The 23,135-nt window shown below is 51.3% G+C and carries 17 protein-coding genes; 9 read left to right on the forward strand and 8 right to left on the reverse strand.

Annotated elements, in window-relative coordinates; translation table 11 throughout:
• Positions 1–11 precede the first annotated feature (11 nt).
• From EC840_RS10675 to EC840_RS10690, 4 genes are all read right to left on the reverse strand, one after another.
• On the reverse strand, positions 12–1,163 hold the full coding sequence (locus EC840_RS10675) for an arabinogalactan endo-beta-1,4-galactanase (RefSeq protein ID WP_243701064.1): 1,152 nt from the start codon (positions 1,161–1,163) through the stop codon (positions 12–14).
• A 64-nt stretch (positions 1,164–1,227) separates the two neighbouring features.
• On the reverse strand, positions 1,228–2,079 hold the full coding sequence (locus EC840_RS10680; protein WP_013574912.1) for a sugar ABC transporter permease: 852 nt from the start codon (positions 2,077–2,079) through the stop codon (positions 1,228–1,230).
• Between the two features lie 13 nt (positions 2,080–2,092).
• A complete protein-coding gene (locus EC840_RS10685) occupies positions 2,093–3,394 on the reverse strand; it encodes a sugar ABC transporter permease (protein ID WP_132965653.1) in 1,302 nt (433 codons plus the stop codon).
• Between the two features lie 95 nt (positions 3,395–3,489).
• Complete coding sequence (locus tag EC840_RS10690; protein WP_132965251.1) at positions 3,490–4,716, reverse strand: extracellular solute-binding protein; 1,227 nt, start codon at positions 4,714–4,716, stop codon at positions 3,490–3,492.
• 276 nt (positions 4,717–4,992) lie between these two features.
• On the opposite strand from EC840_RS10690, the gene ugpC reads away from it, so the two are divergent.
• Entirely contained in the window at positions 4,993–6,096 is a 1,104-nt protein-coding gene (gene ugpC, locus EC840_RS10695) for a sn-glycerol-3-phosphate ABC transporter ATP-binding protein UgpC (RefSeq protein ID WP_129639764.1), read from the forward strand.
• A gap of 54 nt (positions 6,097–6,150) precedes the next feature.
• On the opposite strand, the gene EC840_RS10700 is transcribed toward ugpC, so the two are convergent.
• A complete protein-coding gene (locus EC840_RS10700; RefSeq protein ID WP_112289855.1) occupies positions 6,151–6,420 on the reverse strand; it encodes a PAAR domain-containing protein in 270 nt (89 codons plus the stop codon).
• Between the two features lie 86 nt (positions 6,421–6,506).
• On the opposite strand from EC840_RS10700, the gene vgrG reads away from it, so the two are divergent.
• From vgrG to EC840_RS10730, 6 genes are all read left to right on the forward strand, one after another.
• On the forward strand, positions 6,507–9,050 hold the full coding sequence (gene vgrG, locus EC840_RS10705; protein ID WP_132965253.1) for a type VI secretion system Vgr family protein: 2,544 nt from the start codon (positions 6,507–6,509) through the stop codon (positions 9,048–9,050).
• Between the two features lie 10 nt (positions 9,051–9,060).
• Complete coding sequence (locus EC840_RS10710) at positions 9,061–11,187, forward strand: DUF3274 domain-containing protein (RefSeq protein ID WP_132965255.1); 2,127 nt, start codon at positions 9,061–9,063, stop codon at positions 11,185–11,187.
• Positions 11,184–11,876 carry a hypothetical protein gene (locus EC840_RS10715; RefSeq protein WP_132965257.1) on the forward strand — a complete coding sequence of 231 codons (693 nt, stop codon included), beginning with the start codon at positions 11,184–11,186 and terminating at the stop codon, positions 11,874–11,876. Before EC840_RS10710 ends, EC840_RS10715 begins: the two co-directional genes overlap by 4 nt.
• A 222-nt stretch (positions 11,877–12,098) precedes the next feature.
• Positions 12,099–13,205, forward strand: coding sequence for an ABC transporter substrate-binding protein (locus EC840_RS10720; RefSeq protein ID WP_120161463.1), 1,107 nt, complete (start codon positions 12,099–12,101; stop codon positions 13,203–13,205).
• 51 nt (positions 13,206–13,256) lie between these two features.
• A complete protein-coding gene (gene cirA / locus EC840_RS10725; protein ID WP_132965259.1) occupies positions 13,257–15,230 on the forward strand; it encodes a catecholate siderophore receptor CirA in 1,974 nt (657 codons plus the stop codon).
• A gap of 84 nt (positions 15,231–15,314) precedes the next feature.
• Positions 15,315–16,274 carry a D-2-hydroxyacid dehydrogenase family protein gene (locus tag EC840_RS10730; RefSeq protein ID WP_132965261.1) on the forward strand — a complete coding sequence of 320 codons (960 nt, stop codon included), beginning with the start codon at positions 15,315–15,317 and terminating at the stop codon, positions 16,272–16,274.
• Between the two features lie 77 nt (positions 16,275–16,351).
• Here the strand turns inward: EC840_RS10730 and EC840_RS10735 are convergent, their stop codons facing one another.
• Complete coding sequence (locus EC840_RS10735; protein WP_013574907.1) at positions 16,352–16,684, reverse strand: DUF496 family protein; 333 nt, start codon at positions 16,682–16,684, stop codon at positions 16,352–16,354.
• 157 nt (positions 16,685–16,841) lie between these two features.
• On the reverse strand, positions 16,842–17,939 hold the full coding sequence (locus EC840_RS10740) for an FUSC family protein (protein ID WP_112291615.1): 1,098 nt from the start codon (positions 17,937–17,939) through the stop codon (positions 16,842–16,844).
• A 255-nt stretch (positions 17,940–18,194) separates the two neighbouring features.
• On the opposite strand from EC840_RS10740, the gene EC840_RS10745 reads away from it, so the two are divergent.
• Together EC840_RS10745 and sbcB are read left to right on the forward strand one after the other, a co-directional pair.
• Complete coding sequence (locus EC840_RS10745) at positions 18,195–19,253, forward strand: lipopolysaccharide heptosyltransferase family protein (protein ID WP_132965263.1); 1,059 nt, start codon at positions 18,195–18,197, stop codon at positions 19,251–19,253.
• Positions 19,254–19,408: 155 nt separating this feature from the next.
• Positions 19,409–20,836, forward strand: coding sequence for an exodeoxyribonuclease I (gene sbcB / locus EC840_RS10750; protein WP_132965265.1), 1,428 nt, complete (start codon positions 19,409–19,411; stop codon positions 20,834–20,836).
• Between the two features lie 734 nt (positions 20,837–21,570).
• On the opposite strand, the gene EC840_RS10755 is transcribed toward sbcB, so the two are convergent.
• A complete protein-coding gene (locus EC840_RS10755; protein WP_112291930.1) occupies positions 21,571–22,947 on the reverse strand; it encodes an APC family permease in 1,377 nt (458 codons plus the stop codon).
• Between the last annotated feature and the right edge of the window lie 188 nt (positions 22,948–23,135).

Below are 23,135 nucleotides of genomic sequence, written 5' to 3' on the forward strand. Positions count from 1 at the left end.
GGAAAAAGGGATTAATGGAAGACGTTGATGGAAGGAAGTACCTGACCGTCACAGCTGAACAACGCCTGATTTTCGCGGGCATTGCCCTCTTTCCAGTGGTCGTTGATATAGGTCATACCGGCAGGTGTCGCCCAGCCTGCGCCATCAACGGCGATCCAGGTCGGTTCCCAGTAGAACAACCCTTTGCCGCGATGATCCGGCACGGCGACCAGGCTTTTGATCATGTTGCTGAGGAAATCAGCCTGCCCCTGAACCGTGGCAGGATAGCCGCCGTCTTTAGCTTCTTTTTCGGTGAAGCTGTTTTCAGCGGCGTCGCAGTTTTTGGTGGTGTAGCCGTAGGCCACTTCGACGACGATTACGTCTTTGTTGTAGCGTTTGCTGATGTCATCCATGTTGGCCTGTAAGGCGGAAATCGGGCCATTCCAGTAGGTGTAAAACGACAAGCCGATGACGTCGTAAGGCACCTTGCGCTGATTGATTTCATCGAACCACCAGCGGAAAGTATCGTTCTTGGTGCCTTCGGCAAGATGCAGCATGATTTTGATATCAGTAGGATTTTTTTCATCAGCGCGGACACCGGCAATCGCGGCGTTCAGCAGTCCGGCCAGACGGTCAAACTCGCCGCCGCCCGCGCCCCAGCTTTTGCCCTCCGGCCATAAAATCCCGCCGTTCATTTCATTGCCGACCTGCACCATATCCGGCACGGTGCCCTGCTCGCGGAATTTAGCAATCACCTCGCGGCTGTAATCGTGAATGGCCGTTTTCAGCTGCGGATAATCCATTTTCTCCCAGCTTTTCGGCTTGAACTGCTTACCAGGATCGGTCCAGAAATCGCTGTAATGGAAATCGAGCAGGATTTTAAAGCCCTGCGCTTTGGCACGTTTCGCCAGCTCCAGCGTGGTAGCCAGATCGTTATTGCCCCCGCCGTACGGATGCCCTTGCGCGTCTTTTGGATCCACCCACAAGCGCAGGCGCACGTAGTTGAACCCGTTTTGTCTGAGGATCACCATCGCATCGGTCTGTTTGTGGTTCTGATCGAAGAACTTACCGCCGTGTTTTTCCACATCAATCAGCGTCGAGATATCCGCGCCTTTGATAAAATCTGCCGGGACGTTGGCGACTTTTTTTATCACCACATCCTGTGCCACCGTTGAAAATGACATCGCCAGCAGCACGCAGGCCATTGCGCTTTTTTTGAAAATCTTCTCAGAAAAGAAAGTCATCGGATTATCCTTTTGTACTGCCAGCCGTCAGGCCGGAAACGAAGTATTTTTGTAAGGCGAGATAGAAAATGGCGACCGGCACGGCGATCAGTACCGCGCCTGCGGCGTACATGGTGTAGTTGGCACCCATTTTTTGCGCGACCAGGTTGTACAGGCCAATCGGTAAGGTGTACTTATCCGGTGTGCGTAAAATGGTGCTGGAAAGAATGAAATCCCCCAGCGGTCCGGTGAAGGAGAACAGCGCGATCACCGCCAGTATCGGTTTCGATAGCGGCATGATGATTTCGATGAAAATGCGGAAATTACCCGCGCCGTCCATCCGCGCTGATTCATCCAGATCTTTCGGAATCGCGTCCAGATAGCCTTTCATCAGATAGGTGTTCATCGGGATCATGCCGCCGACGTAGATCAGCACCAGTGCCAGATGGCTGTTAATCAGACCGAGCAACTGTGCCAGCACAAAGATGGCGATCAGCGCCGAAAACTGCGGGATCATCTGCAATAACAGGAACAGCATCAGCCCGTCTTTACGGCCTTTAAAGCGAAAGCGCGAGAAGGAATAGGCGGTGAAGCTGACGCAAATCAGCGTCAGGATCATGGTCAGGAAGCTGATTTTCATCGAGTTCCAGTACCAGCCAACGTAATTCACTTCGCCGTTAAACAGGTCTTTGTAATGCTGGAACGACACGTTCTCCGGAATAATTGATGTGCTGAGCAGACTGTTACCGGCGTTCAGCGAGGCGCCGACGGTCCAGATCAGCGGATAAATGATGATCACCGCCACAATCAGCAACAGGAAATAACTCAGACCCAGGCGAATAAACCGGTTTCTTTTAATACTGCTGTTCTTACTCATGCCCTTCTCCCGGTTACGCCATATCATCTTGTTTAAAGGAATTGGTTGAGCGGAATTGCCATAGCGCAATACCGACCACAAATATCGACAGCAAAATCGTAATAGTCGCGGCTATGGCATATTGCGAAGATGACATGGTGAGTTTATATATCCAGGACACCAGAATATCCGTTCCGCCTGCATTAGAACCGGCCACTGCCGGGCCACCGTTATTAAACAGATAGATAATATTGAAGTTATTAAAGTTGAAGGTGTATTGCGTGATAATAATTGGCGCAATGGAATATAAGACCAGCGGCAGCGTAATGGTTTTCAGTTTCTTCCAGGTACTTGCCCCGTCCATGGTCGCCGCTTCATATAAATCGTTGGGAATAGCCTGCAATACGCCGGTGGTCATCGCAAATACAAACGGGAAACCCAGCCAGGTCTGCATCATGATCAGCGCGGTTTTGGTCCAGAACGGATCCGTCAGCCAGGCTTTCGGTTCAATACCCAAAGCAGCCAGAATGCCGTTGTTAATCACCCCAAACGAGTCATTGAACATACCGGCAAACACCAGAATGGTGACAAAGCCCGGCACCGCCCAAGGCAAAATCAGTACGGTGCGGATCAGCGCCTTGAAACGCAAATCTTTCTGGTTCACCAGAATTGCCAGCATCACGCCAACCGTACATTGCAGCGTGGTCGCCAGCACCGTCCAGACCACCGTCCATTGCAAGACGTCCAGCAATGTCGAGCGCCAGATATTCAGCGTGAAGATATTAATAAAGTTTTTGAACCCCACCCAGTCGACTAATTTAGCCGGTGGCGTGTGATACAAATTGTAATTGGTAAACGCAATCGAGAAGCCGAATATAATCGGGAAGACCACTACAAACACCAGCAAAATAAAGCCCGGCGTAATCATTAAATACGGAAAACCTTCACGCAGCAGTAAATGATATTGCTTGCGCACGCTGGGTAATTCCAACCCCTGATCGCGACGTTTACCGTTTGCCCAGGCGTCGCGCAGACTCCAGTAATAAAAGCCCACGCCGAACGCACCAATCAATACGCTGATAATGCCTTTGGCTAACAGGAATATCGAGTTATCACGCGGCACTTCTTCGCCCAGCGTATATAAACCCCATAATCCCTGACGCAGGAAATCATAGAACACGCCAGCGAAACAAATAAGAATGATAAAAAACAGTATTCCCTTGGCCCATTGCCGGTTATAGAACTGCCCAAAACCGGGGATCAGCGCCACAGCCAGCGCCACCGGTGCATGGTGGCTGGCGGAGAGTGGCGCCTGGTTTTCCTCATGAAGACGCATAGACACAAAGATGTTCCTTTCACTGGTGAGGGCGTGAATTCACGCCCTCCTTTCAGAAGTACGGATGTTTAACCGAAATAATTGCGTTTAACGGATTACTCGTTGCTGGCTTTCGCTGCCTCGATTTGCATCTGGATATTTTTCACCGCGTCGTTCAGGGCGGCGTCAACCGGTTGTTTGCCGGTCACACCCAGCTGGATACCGTTGTTAGCCGGGCCCCAGACTTCCTGCATTTCTGGTACACCCGGCATCGCCGTGGCGCGGGTTGACTGCTCGGCTACCGCGTTGGCTTTTTCATCGTTTTTAATCATCGGATCGTTAACCAGCGCCGTCAGTGCCGGGATTTCCTTGGTCACTTCGTAACGCACCTTGGCGTATTTCGGCTGGTTGATGAAGGTGATGAATTTCTCGGCCAGCGGCTTTTGCTTGCTGTAGGTCGAAACCGCATAACCTTTCACGCCGAGAAATGAACTCATCGGTTTGCCGTTCGGCAACAGCGGCAGCGCTTTCACGCCGTAGTTGATGCCCGCCGCTTCATACGGCTGGAATGCCCACGGGCCGGTGATCACCGCGGCCGCTTTCTTCTCAGTAAACAGCGAATCGATGGCATTCAGGCCGTTATCACCGACAATCCCCGCCGGGAATAATCCGTCGGCATAGAATTTTTTCAGGTAAGTAATGGCTTCGATGCTGCCCGGTTTGTTCAGGCCGATATCTTCAACGTTGATTTCGCCTTTGCCATCCTTACCGAAGATATAGCCGCCCATGGAAGCCATCGCACCATAGGCGTAATACACTTCGTCAAACTTGGCCAGCAGGCCGTATTTACCTTTCGCCCGCTCTTCTTTGGAGAAGGTGTAATACTCGTCGAGCGTCGCCGGAGCCTGTGGCAGCAAATCTTTGTTGTAAATCAGCACCAGCGTTTCCACCGCTTTCGGCACGCCGTAGGTCTGGCCTTTCAGCTGAAATGCGTTAATCGCCGATGGCGTAAAGCTGTCGGTAAACGCTTTATCAAGGGTCAGCGGTGCCAGTAATCCCTGCACCACCGCCGTGCCTACTTGGTCATTGGGAATGACCACCACGTCGGGGCCGATTCCCGCCGGACCATCCAGACGTAATTTCTCCGTTTGTTGTGCATAAGGCGTTTCCTGCACAACGACTTTGACGTTGTTCTCTTTTTCAAAATCTTTCACCGCATCGGAAATACCGGAAGATTTCTTAATATCTTCCCAGACAAGTAACTGTCCCTCTGCTGCCCGGACGGCCTGACTGCTGAGACTTAATGACATCAGTACCAGGGCAGTAAGGTGTGTAATTTTCATTGTTGCTCCTGAATGTGAAGGTATAACATTTTTGTAGGATACGCAGCGACACCAAATCCATCATTAACATTAAAAACCCGTTACAACCTGATTTATTGATGGTTAATGCCGTCATAAAAACTATGTTATACGTTAAACTTACAAGCCATAAATCACTACAAAAAGATGCGCATTGTGTGATCTTCTCTCCAAAATTCGAACCCGCTTGTGCAAACGCTTACACAAGGTGGTTATAGTCCGAAACATCAGCGGTATGAATTCTTTATGAGGTCAAACATGTCCAGCATCAGACTTAAAAATGTGGTCAAACGTTTCGATAAGACAGTGACGTTGCATGGCATCAACATTGATATTGAGGACGGCGAATTCACCGTTTTCGTCGGGCCGTCCGGGTGCGGGAAATCCACCCTGCTGCGCATGATTGCCGGGCTGGAAGATATTACGGAAGGAGACGTTTACATTGGCGAGCAGCGGGTGAATGACGTCGACCCTTCACGGCGTGGTGTGGCGATGGTGTTTCAGTCTTACGCGCTGTATCCGCACATGACGATTGCTGAAAACATGGGTTACGGCCTGAAAGTGAACGGTGTGCCGAAAGAAGAAATCCGCCATCAGGTTGAGATGGTCGCCAAAACTTTGCAGCTTTCTCATCTGCTGGACAGAAAACCGAAACAGCTTTCCGGTGGTCAGCGCCAGCGCACCGCCATCGGTCGCGCCATCGTGCGAAATCCGCAGGTGTTTATGTTCGATGAACCGCTGTCTAACCTCGATGCCGAACTGCGTGTGGATATGCGTTTACACATATCCAAACTGCATCAGGAACTGAAAACTACCATGGTCTACGTGACGCACGACCAGACCGAAGCCATGACGCTGGCCGATAAAATCGTGGTAATGAACTACGGCAAAGTCGAGCAGATGGGCGCACCGATGGATCTTTACTACAACCCGGTAAATCAGTTTGTGGCCGGATTTATCGGCTCGCCGAAGATGAATTTCCTGCCTGCGGAGGTGCTGAGCTGGCAGCCGGAACGGCTTGACGTGCGACTGACGCCGGAGAAAACCCTTTCACTGGCGCTAAGCACCCGTGAACTGGCCGCAGGCGATAAAGTCACGCTCGGCATTCGTCCTGAACATCTGCTGTCGCAGGAAACCGAAAACGTGCTGGAATTTAACTGCGAAGTGGTTGAGCGGCTTGGGAACAGCACCTATCTGTTCGGTCAGTGTTACGGCACAGACGGTTTTAAAATGCTGCTGCCGGGCGACATGGCCTTCAACCCTTATCAGAGTCTGACCACCTGGTTTGACGCCAAGCGTTGCATGGTCTTCAGCGAAGACGGTCTGCGCATCAGCGCGCCCAGCCTTTCACATCTGCATTAATTTATTCAGACCGCCCTTCACGGGCGGTTTTACCAGTATCTTTTAAACACCCCTTCAACCTTCAAACTCATTCACACCGCTTCCCCTGTGCAGGGCTTTTGCGCCGCAGGTGGCTTGATCCCCTTGCCTGATGCGCTGCCTTCCGTTGATCAGGATATTTGGCGCGCCGGTCAGAAAAACTGACCTCACTGCACATAGCGGACATAAAAAACCGTGACCAGTCAGCACGGCACAATGACCATCAACTTTAAAATCATATTCTCCCTCTCTTAATGTACCGCCGTGCGTTGTGGTATCTCCGGTGACGATTAATGGTTGCTTCATTTTTAATTCCCTTTATTTATTAAGTCTTCCGGGCGCTATAATAGCACCGGTTTAAAAAAGGATATCCAGCACAAGGAAATAAAAACATGGCCGGTCATGTCATTTCACTCGCGAAAGAAATTTTTAATCCTGTTAATAGTCAAAACCGTTATTTACTTCACTTATTTAATTCTGACGTTATTGCTGATATTGAATCATTCACCGGATATGACGCCTTAAGCACGCCTTATTACTACGTTATCCGCTTCACGTCACATCAGAAGGATATTCCCGACGCAAGCCTGTTAAAACAATACGCTTCTTTCGAGATGCGCATACCGGATCCGGCCTGGTCTGCTTATTTACCCGGTTCAGCATACTGGAAAAAAAACCGGCAGGTCGAAGGAGTCATTACTGCATTTCAGCGGATCAGTACCTCCGCAGACGAATCCCTTTATGAAATAACTTTATCTCATCCTATGGCTCTGATGAATAATACGCGGCGCTCCGCGATTTATCAGGATATTTCTGTACCGGAATTAGTGAAACAAATACTCAAAGAGCATCATTTCGAAGGTTACGAAATTAATTTTGATGATCTGGCGTGGGTTTATCCCCGCCGTGAAATGATCACACAATGGGGGGAAACGGATTTACAGTTTATCCGCCGTTTGCTTTCTGAGGTGGGGATCTGGTTCCGCTTTGGGAAACACCCGCAGCATGACGACATTGTCATGATGGTTTTTGCAGACAGTCAAAGTCAGTACCTGTTTAATCACGCTATCCGCCTGTATAACGAGGCCGGAATGTCAGGCAATGATTATACGATCCGCGAACTGAAATCCCGTCATCACGTCGTCCCGGCCAGCGTGATGACAAAAAACTACTATTACCCGCTGCGCAACTATGACACCACCACAGAAACCATAGACGTAACCCGCACTGACGAAAAAACGCAGGGTACGCAGTACATTTATGCGGACATACATCAGATACCCGGAGACAAGTACTCGCACGGGCGCGGCCAGACCGCTGAGACCAGCGCTTTTTATGCCCGCATTCGCCATGAACTTTTACTTAATGAACAACACCAGCTGACAGGGATAACAGACAGCCCGCAGATCACGCCAGGCACTGAATTAGTGATTGATGGCAACCTTTCCGAAGCCTTTAAAAACAGCTTTGTCGTTACGGCCATGACGGCGACCGGTTCGCGCAAAAATGCGTACAGGTCAGAATTAAGCGGCATTCCTTACAGTGAAGATGTGTGCTTCCGGCCTGAACGTCTGCCGCGCCCCTGCATTTCCGGCACTATTCCCGCCCGTATTTCAGCGTTAAAAATCAACGACACGTTAGCGCACATTGACGCCTTTGGGCGTTACCGCGTGAAGTTTCATTTTGATTTACAGGATGAATGGAAAAAAGGCTACGAAAGCCTGCCGGTCAGGCTGGCCCGCCCTTATGCCGGTGATACTTACGGTTTCCATTTCCCGTTGCAGGATAATACCGAAGTCGCCATAGCATTTGAGGGGGGCGATCCGGAAAGACCCTATATAGCCCATGCCCTGCACGACGCCACAAACCCCGATCTGGTCACCAGCCGCAACAACTCGCGCAACGTGATCCGCACACAGCGAAATAATAAATTGAGGATGGAGGATAAGCGGGGTCAGGAACATATCAAGCTTGCCACGGAATATGGCAAATCGCAGGCGAATTTAGGCCATCTGGTTGACGCCGGTGGAAAACAGCGCGGGGAAGGTTTCGAAGTCCGCACGGATAAACACGGCGCGTTACGTGCGGATCTGGGGCTACATATCACGACAGAAGCACAGCCAAAAGCCAGCGGCCATCAGCTGGACATGGCCGCGACGGTTGCACAGCTGCAGGCGGCTTTACAGTTAGCGCAATCTCTTGCAGCCAGCACCACGGCCAGCGATACCCCCGCCACCGACACCGGCAAACAACAGGCATTACGCCAGGCGGCTGACAAGCTGGCCGGACCGGTGATCGCACTCTATTCAGATGCAGGCATTGTCCAGACGACGCCAAAAACCGCACAAATCAGCGCCGGTGAAAACGTGATCACCACGTCGCATAAAGACACCTCGTTAAATGCCTTTGGCCGCTTTACGGTCGCGGCAGCGGAATTGTTTTCCGTCTTTGTGCGCAAGGCGGGGATTTTGCTTACCGCTGCGGGCGGACCGATCCACCTGAAAGCGCAAAAAGATGAAATCAAGTTAACGGCATTCGGGGACGTGATCACCACCAGCTCAAACGGGCGCATTTCTTTCAATGCTAAAAATGAGATCGTCCTGATGTCCGGCGGCGCGGGCATTCGTATAAAAAACGGCGTGGTTGAGGTGTTAGCCCCGCAGGGCATTCTTTATAAAACGATGGATGTCCGCTATCTGCCTGCGGCCAGCATTCAGGAGGCGTTACCGGTGTTTAAAGACGGCGAATTATCGCAGCAGTTTTTACTCTGCGCAGCAGGCGAACCGGATCACCCCCTTGCCAACCAGAAATTTATGCTGATTAAAAATGGCGTACAAACTCAGGGCATCACAGACGCTGACGGCCATTCACCCTTACTGAACCCGTCAGAACTGGAAAGTTGTTCGTTAAAACTCATTCACGACAAAAAAGAATAAGGAAATCATCATGACAGACAGCACAGAAAAAAAGACACCACCGCGCCCGCCGGTCTGGCTGGCGACCGGCTGCATCGGCGTGCCCACGGATGCGGGACCGTCAATGTACATAACTAAATGCGAAGTCCCGCGTCCCATGCCCTGCATTGTGATTTTGGTTCACGGCGTTAACGATGTGGGGGAAGCCTATCAGAATCAGGAAAAAGGCATTATCGCGGGGCTGAATCAGCGATTAGGCCGCAATGATCTGACGTGTCACGAATGGTCAGAGAAAGAATTCCAAATCAGGGACGCAGACGGAAAGCAGCAGACATGTACCGACACCGATAACAAACAGCGGGAAGTATTATCGGATGTGGCGTCCCCCGTTATTCCTTTTTACTGGGGTTACAAGCCGGTCGATCATGATACCTATGTGGCCGATCAGGAAGACTATATAAAGCAAATGCAAAAGACTTACCGCAGCCCCGAAACGCCGCTGCCGTATGACGCTTTTCAGGAATATGACAAATGGATAATTAAAAAACATGACAGAAAAAACATTGATAATTACGCCAACGTGTTAGACCCAAACTTTGCCAAAGGCGGCGGCACCTTTGCCAACGCCACAACAAATATCCCGGACATGTTCGGACCAGGCGCAAACGGGGCAATGATGGGCATACCCAAAGCCATGAGCCAGAACAACGCGCCGGACCGCACACACCCCATCTATGATAATCCGCACCGGATTTATCAGGCATTTGCCGCGCACCGGCTGGCCGATCTGATTATGCAAATCAGGCGAAATCCCACAACGGAAAAAGATGCGATCAATATCGTCGCCCACAGTCAGGGGACAATCATCACCATGTTAGCCAATATGATTGTTAAATCTAAGGATTTAAATCCCGCTGACTGCGTAATTTTCAATCATTCGCCCTATTCACTTGAAAACCGGATCATGGAAATGGGCTTGCCGGGTAATCAGCAAACCACCGCCGCCCGCGAAAAAACGTTTAAAAACTTCTGCGCACTCATGCGCACAAACGCAAGGTATCAGGACGGCGGCGACGGCCTGCACAGCGAAGCGGATACCCAAAAGCTTTACGATACGATTTGCATTAAAAAGGCCGGGCCGTGGTATCAGGATCCGCGCCACCGGCGTAATAATTACGGCAAGGTTTATAACTACTTTTGCCCGAATGATCAGACCGTATCCCTTGAACCGATACAGGGTTTCGGGTGGCGTGGCGTCCCCGACAAGATAGCCAACACCATCCCCAACCTGCGCCAGCGGGTATTCGCGCAGGATGAATTAGTGGGCGTGAAAGCCTCCGGCGCGGCGCACTGGTTTGCAAACGCTTCATACTCGTTTAATGATGTGACGGTGACGGGGGAAGAACTGCCGGAGCCATTTATTTTTGAATTGCAGGGGCAACGCCACCAGGGGGGCGAAAAATACCGTTCAAAAATGAGCGGGCCGGATATTGAGATCGCCAGCGCCAATCTTGCCAGTCAAACCACAATTTCAGAACGGTGGGAGGTTCCCCCCTATGATCCTTTTGTTCAGATGCAGGCGGGCCACTCTTTAACAATGAATGAATGCCGTATTCTGAGCGGCTATTTATATCCGGCAGGGCAAGCCGTTGTAGAAAATGCGGCCATCATTGATATTAATGGGGAAAAATATTTTTCATACCATCGGACAAAAACACCGGAAGAAATCAAAAAAGAAATCGACAAGGCACAATCCACGGTATTAAGTCAGCACTCATCGATTGTCATGAGTGACACAGCGCCAGCCATGGCAATGGCTTACGATCTGGCTATCGGCCAGTGCAAATCTCACGTTATTGAAGACGGAGAATTCTGGCGAAGCTTGTTGCACCGTGCGGACTGGCGGCGGGAATATAATCCCAATGAAGATACCGCAGAATATTACCGCAGCGGGAAATTAAACCCCTTTGATATAAAACCCTATATGAACAGACCAGACGAAATTTTACCAAAGGGAAAATTCGAGGCAGTTAATGATTACGGCCCGCGCACCCGTATTCATGCGGCCCGTTATCCTGAAATTCATAATCAGGAAATCCCTGTTTATCAGTGGCCGATGCCGCCTACGCTGACCGAAAAGGAATTAAAAAGAACATGAAAACACGCCCACGTATTGCCGCCGGTCTGGCGGCGCTTTTACTGGTTGCCGGATGTTATGGCCGCACCAGCGAAAAACCGGCGCAAATTATTTACCGTTTTGACGATCATCGCTATCTCGAATTAGTGGGTTATTATTGTCAAGGGGCGTTAAATTATGTCGATACAAAACGCGGTATAAAATCAGAAATAGTGAACAAGTTTTATCAAGCCTTTGGAGAAAAATATATTCACCCCTCTGAGCGTTATTTAGTGATACCGCATTGGGATGCACGAGCACTTATGATTTCTAAAGACTATGGCAGCACATGGAACGTGGCTTCAATCTCTGGAGATCACGCCCCAAGCAGCAAAGAAGCCAAATCAATCAGCGTTGTTAATGACCGTGGTTATTTTCTGACAAAAGACGGGCGGTTATACGTGAGTTCAGCGCCGTTTGATGATTTGCACGTCAGAAAAGGAGGGTCGGGAATTGATTATATTATAGACGGGGAAACAAAACATCTTAACCCGCTTTCCGCCGGACCTAGTTGGGGCTTGGATTTTGTCAAAGAAAAGGATATGCCTAATTTAATTTATCAATATCTTTCAAACTGGCAGGATTTCCCGCAAAAAGTCCCCGAGGTAAAAAATTATCAGGGATGGGATCATATGAAATGTAATCCAGGTTTGGGGCTGGATGACAAATGAAGAAACTCCCACGCATTGTACTGGATTAGCCCTTCCGATCTTACCTGCCGCCCCAGCCGGGCGGTTTTACCCTCCTCGGCTTCCTTCCCCTCTTCAAATGTAAACCGCATTGATAATCGTTATCGTTTCTTTTATTGTTAGCGCCTCTTCAGGGAAACGTAAAGGAATCGGAAGAAGATGAATTTTCAGCATAATCTTTTCACTACGCTGTGCGGTAAACGAATGGCGGGCGGATTAGCCGGGCTTACGCTCGGTGTGATAAGCGTTACGGCGCAGGCTGTCACCGTGACAGATATTGCCGGGCGCACGGTGACTGTGCCGGATGATGTTCAGCGCGTTGTGCTCGGAGAAGGCCGGTTGTTCTTCGCCCTTTCCCTGCTCGAAGGCCAGAAACCTTTCGACCGCATTGTCGGCTGGCAGGGAGATTTCCGTAAGCTTGACCCGCAAACCTACGCCACCTATCAGGCGAAATTCCCGCAAATCGACAAAATCCCGCTGATTGGCAATACCAGCGCTGACAGCATCAGTCCGGAAAAAGTGCTGACGCTGAATCCGCAGTTGGCGATCTTTGGTTTATCAGGCCACGGACCGGGCAAAGAAAGTGAGCTGGTGAACCAGCTTCAGAAAGCCGGTGTGCCGGTGGTGTTTGTGGATTTCCGCACTTCTCCGCTGAAAAACACCCTGCCAAGTATGGAACTGCTGGGCAAAGTGCTGAACCGCGAGCAACAGGCGCAGGACTATATCCGCTTCTATCAGGACAACATCAAACGCGTCACCGATGTGACCAAAGACATTCCTGAGCAGGACAAACCGAAAGTCTTTATCGAACTGCGCGCCTCGACGGCGGATGAATGCTGCCGCTCAGCCGGTAACGGAAATATGGGTGATTTTATCGATCAGGCGGGCGGCGTGAATATCGCCAAACCTTTGCTGCCGGGTCCTCTCGGTCAGGTGAATCTGGAAAAAGTCATCGCTTCGCAGCCTGATGTGTATCTGGTCAGCGGTGGCGGTAAACCAGCAAAAGCTGGCGATCCGCAACCCGCCGGTTTAGTGCTGGGCGCGCAGACCACGCCGGAACAGGCGAGCGCCAGTCTGAAACCGCTGCTGGCGCGTAAGGGCATCAGTACCCTGAAAGCTGTCGAAGATGGCCGCAGTTTTGGTATCTGGCACAACTATTACAATTCCCCGTATAACGTGCTGGCCGTGCAGGTCTTCGCCAAAGCGTTTTATCCGCAGAAGTTTGCCGATCTCAACCCGCAGCAAACTCAAAAACAACTTTATAAACAGTTCCTCGCCGTCGAACCGACCGGCACTTACTGGACAGAGTAAAAGGGACGCTGCCCCGGGCTGCCGGGGCTTTTTATCTCACGGAGAGAAGAAATGGTTAAGGTTAAATTTACACCGGCGGTTAAAGCCGGGCTGCTCGCACAACTGATTGCTGCCGCGATGCCGGTGATGGCGGAAGACACCAGCGAAGTCAAAGAAAAAGAAGATCAGATGGTGGTGACAGCCTCCTCCATCGAACAAAATCTTAAAGATGCCCCCGCCAGTATCAGCGTGATCACCCGCGAAGATCTGCAAAAGAAACCGGTACAAAACCTCAAAGACGTGCTGAAAGATGTTCCCGGCGTGCAAATCACTAATGAAAGTGACAACCGTCAGGGCGTCAGCATCCGGGGGCTGGGCAGCGGCTATACCCTGATTCTGGTTGATGGCAAACGAGTCAACTCCCGCAACGCGGTTTTCCGCCATAACGATTTCGATCTGAGCTGGATCCCCGCTGAATCTATCGAACGTATCGAAGTGGTGCGCGGTCCGATGTCTTCCTTATATGGCTCTGACGCGCTGGGTGGCGTGGTCAACATCATCACCCGCAAAGTCGGCACAAAGTGGCACGGCACGCTCAGCGCCGACACCACCGTTCAGGAACACCGCGATCGCGGCGACAGCGGCAACGGTAACTTCTTCGCCAGCGGCCCGCTGGTTGACGATTTACTGGGCGTGAAAGTTTACGGGGCGCTCGGTAAACGCGAGAAAGATCAGGCCAGTTCCGCCAGCGGCAGCACCGGTCAGCCACGTATCGAAGGTTACACGTCGCGCAACGCCAACGTCGAATTCTCGCTGACGCCGGATGAAGATCAGGACATCACCTTCGGTTACGGGATGGACCGTCAGGATCGCGATTCCGACACGCTGGATAAAAACCGTATCGAACGCGAAAACTACTCGCTCGGCCATAATGGTCGCTGGGGCTTAGCGAATACCGAACTGCGTTTCTACGGTGAAATCATTGAGAACAAAAACGCCGAAACCATCACCTCGAAAAACAACTCCCTCGACGGCAAAGTGGTGATCCCGCTCGGCGATTACAACCAGTTCCTGACGTTTGGCGGCGAATACCGCAACGACAAACTGGAAGACGGCGTGAACATGAAAAACGGCGGCAGCACGCAGGCTAATCAGTACGCGCTGTTCCTGGAAGATGAGTGGCGGATGTTCGAAAATCTGGCGCTGACCGGCGGCGTGCGCATGGATGACCATGAAAACTACGGCGTCAACTGGAGTCCCCGTGCCTATCTGGTATACAACGCCACCGACACCGTGACGATGAAAGGCGGCTGGGCGTCAGCCTTCAAAGCGCCCTCTCTGTTACAGCTCAGCCCGGACTGGCAAAGCGCCTCCTGCCGCGGAAGTTGTAACGTGGTCGGCAGTAAGGATCTGAAAGCAGAAACCAGCGAAAGCGTGGAATTCGGCCTGTATTACGCCGGTCAGGAAGGCTTGCTGGAAGACGTGACCGCCAGTGCGACGGTGTTCCAGAATGACATCGACGACATGATCACGGTTATCCGTACCGCCAACCGCAGTCTGGCACCGACCTATCAGAACTTTGCTGGTTTCGACGCCAGCGGCAATCCGATCTTCCAGTATTACAACGTGAATAAAGCAAGGATCCGCGGACTTGAAACCGAGCTTGGTTTACCGCTAACCGACCAGCTGAACCTCAGGCTGAATTACACCTACAACGACGCCCGCGACCTGAGTAACGGCGGCAACAAACCGTTGTCCGAACTGCCGTTCCACACCAGCAATGCGACGCTCGACTGGAAACCGCTGGATGCCTGGAGCTTCTATCTTTCCGCCAACTATAAAGGCAAAAGCCGCACCGTCACTGACGGCAACGCCACGCCTGGCGGATACACCATCTGGAACACCGGCGGTTCGTATGCGGTGAATAAAGCAGTGAAAATACGCGCCGGGGTGCTGAATCTGACCGATAAAGATCTCAACCGCGACGACTACAGTTATAACGAAGATGGCCGCAGATATTTCGCTGCTGTCGATTACAGTTTCTGACAATAACCTCAGGCCGGGACACTTCACGTCCCGGCTGTTTCAGTGCTATATCTCTTTATCATTATTTTCAGATAAGGGATTTCCATGCCACTGCAATGCCTCATTCTTGATGATTACCAGAACGTTTCCCTTTCGCTGGCTGACTGGCACTCACTGACGCCGCAGGTAGAATGCCGGGCGCTGACTGAACATACTACCGATGAAAACGCGCTGGCAGAATCGCTGAAAGATGCTGAGATTGTGGTGATTATGCGTGAGCGGACACCGTTCACCGCGGCGTTGTTTGCCCGTCTGCCCAAACTGAAACTCCTGATTACCTCGGGTATGCGCAATGCTTCCATAGATCTGGCTGCGGCAAAAAAACATGGCGTGACCGTTTGCGGTACCGGCAGCGGACAGGCCGCGCCGGTTGAGCTGACCTGGGCACTGATCCTCGGGCTGGCGCGGCATCTGGTCACAGAAAATAATGCGCTGCGCCAGAATGGCCCGTGGCAAAGCACGGTCGGTTTTGGCCTGAGCGGCAAGCGACTGGGTCTGCTGGGGCTGGGAAAAATTGGTCAGAAAGTGGCGCAGATAGCGAAAGCGTTTGGCATGGACGTCTGTGCCTGGAGCCAGAATCTTACCGCAGAACGCGCCGCAGAACATGGCGTGACGTTATGCGCATCGAAAGAAGAGTTGCTGCGAACCAGCGACGTGGTGTCCATTCATCTGGTGCTCGGCGACCGCACGCGCAACTTGCTGGGTGCGCAGGAACTGGCGAAGATGAAAGCCTCCGCTCTGCTGATCAATACCTCACGCGCCGCGATTGTTGATCAGCCCGCCCTGCTTGATGCGTTGCAAAACGGTGTGATTGCCGGTGCCGGGGTGGATGTGTTTGATGTCGAACCGCTGCCCGCTGACCACCCTTTCAGAACACAACCCAACGTACTGGCGACGCCGCATCTGGGCTACGTTTCCGATGGCAATTATCAGGTGTATTTCACCGAAGCCGTGGAAGATATTCAGGCGTTTCTGGCCGGTAAACCTGTAAGGGTTTTGGAATAAGGCTTAATCCTGAACGTAAATCACAGGCGTAAAAAAACCGGGTATCAACCCGGTTTTTGCTTTGAGAAGCGACGAAATTACTTGGTTTCGTTGGCTTTGATTTCGCCCATCGCTTTCAGCTTTTTGGACATTTCACGACGTTCTTTCGACAGGTCTGCATTGCGGATGATGTAATCATCTACACGATCTTCATAGTCGCCGCGCATGCTGGCAATGATTGCCTGGATTTCGTCGATGCTCATCCCTGGCTTGATGTAATCGCTCAGGTTGTCGAGCAGCAGAACACGTTTCTGGTTGTCACGGATTTTCTTCTCGTTGTCAGCAATTTCGCGTTGTAATTTGTTTTTACGACGGAAAATGCGCACAAACTCCAGAACGTCCTGGAAACTCGGCTTATTGATATTGTCCATTTTAACACCTTCGATTAAGTTACACAGATTCAGTGACTGACTTGTCGCAACCCGTTTTTGCCACCTGAAGAGTAGCGTAGCAAACACTGGCCTGCGAGCTCAGATAATCGTCCAATGGCTTCATCTTACCCGTTTTAGGCCACAGACAAAAATCCCTTCATGCTTTCGTTGTTTTAACGCTGTTTATTTGAGCTTCTTCTTTCTGCATCGTCATGGTGATGAGGTCGCCCATAGACTTCAGTTGTTCCGCCACCTGCGCGCTCAGCCATACATAACCGTAGACCTGCGCTTCCAGATGATTTGCCGCGTTCATTTCTGCCATCAGCGCTTTCAGTTCTTCAGCAGATTCATTGAGCTGATGATTGATAGTCAGCTCATCACCCTTCGTACCGTTCATCAGCATCAGACTGAGTTTTTCCAGCGTGCTGAGCATCAGCAACTGCGCACTGCGCAAGGTGCGGGCGTTGAGCATCAGGAAGTGGCTTTCGCGTGAACTCCAGTAAGCATCGGCCAGCAGTTCCAGCGTACACAGCAGATTGCGACTCAGCGTCTGGATTGCGTCAAACACTTCGCGCGGAATATGTGATTCTTTACTGGCAGGCGCGAAAAGCGAACGCATCTTGATCATCTGGCTCATAGACGTTTTCATTTTACCGTGCAGATGCGGACGCTCGAGCATGTTCGGCGACAACCACGCGCTGTAGAGTTTATTCAGCGACATCAGGTAATCGGCCATCTGTATACGCCAGTGAATAAACGCACGCTGCGGATAAATACTGGCGAAAAGCAGCGCCAGCAGGGAACCGAAAATCACATCGCCGGAACGCCACAGCGCGGTATTCATATCACCCGGCCCTGCGCCACAGACCACCGCCAGCGTAATACCTATCAACAGCGCCATATAAGGGCGTTTACCGAGGGTCAGATAGCCGCTGACAAACATCACCACAGCGCACCACACCATCATCAGCGGAAAGGAATACAGTTCGAGCCATAAGGCAATCAGCCCTGAAGCCGAGCCTAAAACGGTTCCGCTGATACGCTCAAGCACGCGCTGAACGACGTTTCCCCAAAACGAAATCGGCCCCATCACCACGACCATGGTGATCAGCGGCCAGGTGCCCTCGGGGATTTCAGTCAGACGCACGATCACAAAAGTCAGCAAAAATGCCACGGCGATACGCAGCCCGTGAGTAATGCGGTAATTACGGTAAATGACGTTATCCAGCGGAGAAATTTTCTTGTCGAGACGCACGTTAGGCCTGCCGTAAGGCTTGAATTCAAAGTAGGCAGTAGTTTAGCCGAGTTACCACAGGCATTCACCCCGGTTATGTCAGGGTTTTGGCCGATTGATAGTGGAAAATGAGGAAAGGAATGCAGTTAAACGTGAAAGGCGCCGGGGGCAAGATTGACTTGGCGGATTGCGGCTAGGTAAAATCAGAAAATAATTCTGACAGTTATAATATGTTATGAAATATTTTCATCTTGCTTAAATTAGGAAATTCAAGGAATGGCGTTTAAAAAACTCAGGCATTTAAACAGGAAAAAGAATATTTTCCTGAAAAAAGTCAAACTCGACGCCCAGTTATTATTCCTCGATAAAATAAAACGTCGCGAACCGGCACCCTTCTCAGAGAAGATGAATATCGTCATGCTCTGCAATGCGTTTGGTATTGGCGATGCGATTGTCATGAGCGGCCTGGTCAATGCCTTACATCAGCAGGGGCACAACATCACTATGCTGTGCGAAAAAAGAACGGCATTTATTTTCGAGCATTCCCCGCTGGTCGACAGTGTGATTGTTTTTGAAAAAACCAGTGACCTGAAAAAGATGCCGGTTAAATCCTATGACCTGCTGATTGATATCAATGATAAAAACCATTTAAGTCCGCTCAGATTTAAAATCATTAAAGCGCTGAATCCGAAAATCGCACTGACGCTGAACCAGAAAAAATACAAGATTTACGATATATCAATCGATTACCATCAGCCGCATAACCATACCAGCTGGCGTCACAGAGCCGTTCTTAATACGCTGGGCTATACGGATCCTGTGTGGCAATATGCGCTGACTATTCCGGCAGAGATTGAAGCCACAACAGCACAGTTTTTAAGCACGCTGAGTCCGGGAAAATTAGTGGTCATTAATCCATACTCCACCGAGCAAGCCCGCGATATGTCACCGGCTCAACTGGCAGGAATAACAACTTATCTGGCGAAAGACGCTCAAAATACGGTGGTGTATATCGGCACCCCAGCTCAGCTGGAAAAAATAGATAATGCTTCAGGAATTAAATTCTCGTCCCCTTCTTTCCTGCATGCTGCCGCGCTGATTAAAGCCGCTGATTTGGTTATTTCCCCCGACACTTCCGTGGTGCATTTGTGTAAGGTTTATAATAAAAATCTTATCTGTTTATACAACAACAAAGTGTATGGTCAGGGATATCAGAACAATATTGTGTGGGGGCCGGATTATGATAAAGCCACCCAGATTTTGTCACCGGGCAAGCGCGTTGATCAAATAACCTCCGAAACCCTCGTCGCCGCGCTGGAAACGTCGGGCTACTGAGGTTCCTGAACCGCACGTAACCTGCCAACATTCAGTATCTTCCTCAGCCATGGTATTCTCTGTGGCAGTGATTTCCTCTTTGCTTTGCACGCGTGACTCGCAGAAATATCACGCTGGCGTAAAGTGCCTTCGACTGAATAAGGCCTGCTTAACTAATGTCAGATAAACCGCAAAAAACCTTCTATTTTCATGACTATGAGACTTTCGGCAAGAATCCGGCGCTGGACAGACCGGCGCAGTTTGCCGGTGTCAGAACCGACGAAGATTTCAATATCATTGAAGAACCGCTGGTCATTTATTGCAGCCCTTCTGATGATTATCTGCCAGAACCGGAAGCGGTGATGATCACGGGTATTACCCCGCAAATCGCGCTGGAACGCGGCGTGATCGAAGCTGAGTTCACAGCGCAGATCCATAAAGCCTTCAGCGTACCGGGCACCTGCATTGTCGGATATAACAACATCCGTTTCGACGATGAAGTCAGCCGTAATATCCTTTATCGCAACTTTTACGACCCTTATGCCTACAGCTGGCAGAACGGCAATTCCCGCTGGGATTTGCTGGACGTGATGCGTGCCTGTTATGCGCTGCGCCCCGAAGGAATCAACTGGCCGGAAAATGATGACGGTTTCCCGAGTTTCCGCCTCGAACATCTGACCAAAGCCAACGGCATTGAACACGAGAATGCGCATGACGCAATGGCCGACGTGTACGCTACGATTGCGATGGCGAAGCTGGTGAAACAGGCGCAGCCACGTCTGTTTAGCTTTTTGCTCGAACACCGCAGCAAGCATAAGCTGAATACGCTGATCGACATTCCCTCGATGGCCCCGCTGGTGCATGTTTCCGGTATGTTTGGTGCCGCGCGCGGCAATACCGCGTGGGTCGCGCCGCTGGCATGGCATCCCGAAAACAAGAACGCTGTGATCATGTGCGATCTGGCCGGTGATATGTCGACGCTGTTAGATCTCAATCCTGATGAAATGCGCGAGCGTTTGTACAGCCGCCGCGACGCGTTACAGGCCGGGCAATCTCCGCTGCCGATTAAGCTGGTACATATCAATAAATGTCCGGTGCTGGCACCGGCAAAAACGCTGTTGCCGGAAAATGCCGAACATCTGGGCATAGATCGTCAGCGCTGTCTTGAGAATCTGCAACTGCTGCGTCAGAACCCGCAGGTACGGGAGAAAGTGGTCACGATGTTTGCCGAAGCCGAACCATTTACGCCGTCCGATGATGTGGATACCCGTTTGTACGACGGTTTCTTCAGCGATGCCGACCGCGCCGCGATGCGCATCATTCTGGAAACCCGCCCGGAGAATCTCCCCGCGCTGGATCTGACCTTTAACGATTCCCGCATTGAGCCGCTGTTGTTCCGTTTCCGTGCGCGCAACTACCCTGCCACGCTGACAGATGCCGAGCAAAAGCGATGGATGGCGCACCGGCAGACGAAGCTCACTGACGAACGTTTTCAGAATTATGCGTTAGAGCTTGAGGCGCTGTATAACTTGCATGAGGGGGATGTTGAGAAGATGGCGCTTCTCAAGGCGCTGTTTGAATATGGGAAGAAACTGGTGGGTTAATTTTTGGGGATTCCCCAAAGGCCCCTTCTGGAATAGTGAAAATTTCGGTTTTTCAAAAGCAGTGAGTACCCATCGTTAAAAACTGACCGAGTAAATTTCGGTTTCTCACGTGCAGTGATCACTTAATTCGTTGCGCCGAAACCGCCCAAAGGAGGGAAGTGCTTTCCCTCCTTTGGATTCCTCCCCGCTTTTTTACTGCTCGCTATCGCTGGCACGACGGACATATCCTGTGGCAATAGTGAATGGCGCAAAATGTCATCGCTATGCGATTCCCGAACTTCAGGATTCGAGCCTCTGGTCTCGAACCGTTCATTCGGTGCCATTTTTGATCGCGCCAATCAACATTTCTAAAAGATAAAAACCGTTTGCCTATGAATTTAAGATCGTGCGGGCGGTTCAGAAATCTTGCTGAACGGAGCGGCTTCGAGACCTTTGGCTCGAAGACCGAGAGAAGGTACCGCGCAGCGGCAAGATTTCCAGCCTGTCGCAATAGCACCTGAAACATTGTAACAAGCGAAGCGCGCAGTGAAAAAAGCGAGGAGAGTCGAGAGAGGAAAAGCACTTTCCTCTCTCGTCGGTTTCGGCGCGAAAAGCTGTATGACAACCGTTGTTGAAAAACCGAAACTTTCACTAAGCTACTTTAAAAGCCTCTTTTGCAGAGGCTTTTAAAGTAGAGCCGCCATTGCAGCGGCCATCTGCAAAGAAAGTTTCCTGCCCTTTTCAAAGGGCAAAAATCAAGCTTCCGGTGCAATCTCCCCGCTCATCTGCGGTGGCTGCTTGCGAAACGCATTAGTGATAAACGCCAGATACCCAAGGCCAATCGCGCCCCAGACTAAGCCCAATGTCATCGAACTCGATTCCAGGTTCAGCCACAGCGCACCGACGGTCAGCGCACCTATCACCGGTAAGACCAGATAGTTGATGTGATCTTTCAGCGTACGGTTACGTTTTTCACGGATGTAGAACTGTGAAATCACCGACAGGTTCACGAAGGTGAACGCCACCAGCGCACCAAAGTTAATCAGCGCAGTCGCCGTCACCAGATCAAAGGTCACCGCAGACATCGCCACAGCGCCGACCAGCAGGACGTTGAACGTCGGGGTACGCCATTTCGGATGCACATAACCGAACAGTTTTTCCGGGAACACGCCATCACGGCCCATCACATACAGCAGACGCGAAACACCGGCGTGCGCCGCCATACCCGATGCCAGAACGGTCACACAGCTGAAGCACAAAATGACGGACTGGAAGAACTTGCCTGCCACATACAGCATGATTTCGGGCTGTGACGCGTCCGGATCTTTAAAGCGCGAAATGTCCGGGAAGTACAGTTGCAGGAAGTAAGACACCACGACGAAGATGATGCCGCCAATCAGCGCGGTCAGAAAAATCGCTTTCGGGATGACTTTGCCCGCGTTTGGCGTTTCTTCTGACAACGAACTGATACCGTCGAAGCCCAGGAACGAGAAGCACAGAATGGTCGCCCCGGTGATCATCGGCACCACGTGCGCATTCTCACTGAAGAACGGCTTGGTGGTCGCCAGCGTGCCCATGCCCTCGCCCATGTAAACGCCACGGACTAACAGACCCAGGAACACCACCATGATCGCCACCTGCACCACAACAATGATGCTGTTCAGGTTGGCAACGACCTTGATGCCGCGCAGGTTGAACGCGGTCATCATGCCGACCAGCGCCACCACGAATATCCATGACGGTACGCCCGGGAAGATGGCTTCCAGGTAAATTTTCGCCAGCAGGATGTTGATCATCGGCATGAACAGGTAGTCCAGCAGTGATGACCAGCCGACCATAAAGCCGACGTGCGGGCTGATGGCTTTTTGCGCGTAAGTATAAGCAGAACCGGCAGACGGGAAACGCTGCACCAGTTTGCCGTAACTCACGGCAGTAAACAGAACGGCGATCAGCGCGAAGATATACGCGGTCGCGACGTGACCATCGGTCAGGCCGGACACAATGCCGAACGTATCAAAAATGGTCATCGGTTGCAGATAGGCAAGCCCCATCATCACAACCTGAACCAGAGTCAGGGTTTTACGCAGTTGTACACGCTGAGTGGCCGGAGCGGCAGATGCATTAGCAGACATGGTTCAGCCCTCCCTGAATTGCAAACACCGGGCGCTTAAACACCTCTGAAAGCAACATACAGGGAAAACTTCGTGAGTTATTACCAGTAAACGGGGGAGTGATCTTCACGTCGCTGAACGCGGAGGTGAAGGCTGTGCGAATGTGGCCGCAGCTGAAAGTAGTACCGGCGGGCACCGGTACAGGTTTG

The organism is Rahnella sp. JUb53 (assembly GCF_004346065.1).
Taxonomy (GTDB): Bacteria; Pseudomonadota; Gammaproteobacteria; order Enterobacterales; family Enterobacteriaceae; genus Rahnella; species Rahnella variigena.

What these genes read in the sequence shown, in the direction of transcription:
- EC840_RS10690 (WP_132965251.1), bottom strand. Translation starts at nt 4,716, where the DNA reads ATGAAAATTACACACCTTACTGCCCTGGTACTGATGTCATTAAGTCTC.
- EC840_RS10745 (WP_132965263.1), top strand. Translation starts at nt 18,195, where the DNA reads ATGGCGTTTAAAAAACTCAGGCATTTAAACAGGAAAAAGAATATTTTC.
- sbcB (WP_132965265.1), top strand. Translation starts at nt 19,409, where the DNA reads ATGTCAGATAAACCGCAAAAAACCTTCTATTTTCATGACTATGAGACT.
- EC840_RS10685 (WP_132965653.1), bottom strand. Translation starts at nt 3,394, where the DNA reads ATGCGTCTTCATGAGGAAAACCAGGCGCCACTCTCCGCCAGCCACCAT.
- EC840_RS10710 (WP_132965255.1), top strand. Translation starts at nt 9,061, where the DNA reads ATGACAGACAGCACAGAAAAAAAGACACCACCGCGCCCGCCGGTCTGG.
- ugpC (WP_129639764.1), top strand. Translation starts at nt 4,993, where the DNA reads ATGTCCAGCATCAGACTTAAAAATGTGGTCAAACGTTTCGATAAGACA.
- EC840_RS10700 (WP_112289855.1), bottom strand. Translation starts at nt 6,420, where the DNA reads ATGAAGCAACCATTAATCGTCACCGGAGATACCACAACGCACGGCGGT.
- vgrG (WP_132965253.1), top strand. Translation starts at nt 6,507, where the DNA reads ATGGCCGGTCATGTCATTTCACTCGCGAAAGAAATTTTTAATCCTGTT.
- cirA (WP_132965259.1), top strand. Translation starts at nt 13,257, where the DNA reads ATGGTTAAGGTTAAATTTACACCGGCGGTTAAAGCCGGGCTGCTCGCA.
- EC840_RS10715 (WP_132965257.1), top strand. Translation starts at nt 11,184, where the DNA reads ATGAAAACACGCCCACGTATTGCCGCCGGTCTGGCGGCGCTTTTACTG.
- EC840_RS10735 (WP_013574907.1), bottom strand. Translation starts at nt 16,684, where the DNA reads ATGGACAATATCAATAAGCCGAGTTTCCAGGACGTTCTGGAGTTTGTG.
- EC840_RS10730 (WP_132965261.1), top strand. Translation starts at nt 15,315, where the DNA reads ATGCCACTGCAATGCCTCATTCTTGATGATTACCAGAACGTTTCCCTT.
- EC840_RS10755 (WP_112291930.1), bottom strand. Translation starts at nt 22,947, where the DNA reads ATGTCTGCTAATGCATCTGCCGCTCCGGCCACTCAGCGTGTACAACTG.
- EC840_RS10675 (WP_243701064.1), bottom strand. Translation starts at nt 1,163, where the DNA reads ATGTCATTTTCAACGGTGGCACAGGATGTGGTGATAAAAAAAGTCGCC.
- EC840_RS10720 (WP_120161463.1), top strand. Translation starts at nt 12,099, where the DNA reads ATGGCGGGCGGATTAGCCGGGCTTACGCTCGGTGTGATAAGCGTTACG.
- EC840_RS10680 (WP_013574912.1), bottom strand. Translation starts at nt 2,079, where the DNA reads ATGAGTAAGAACAGCAGTATTAAAAGAAACCGGTTTATTCGCCTGGGT.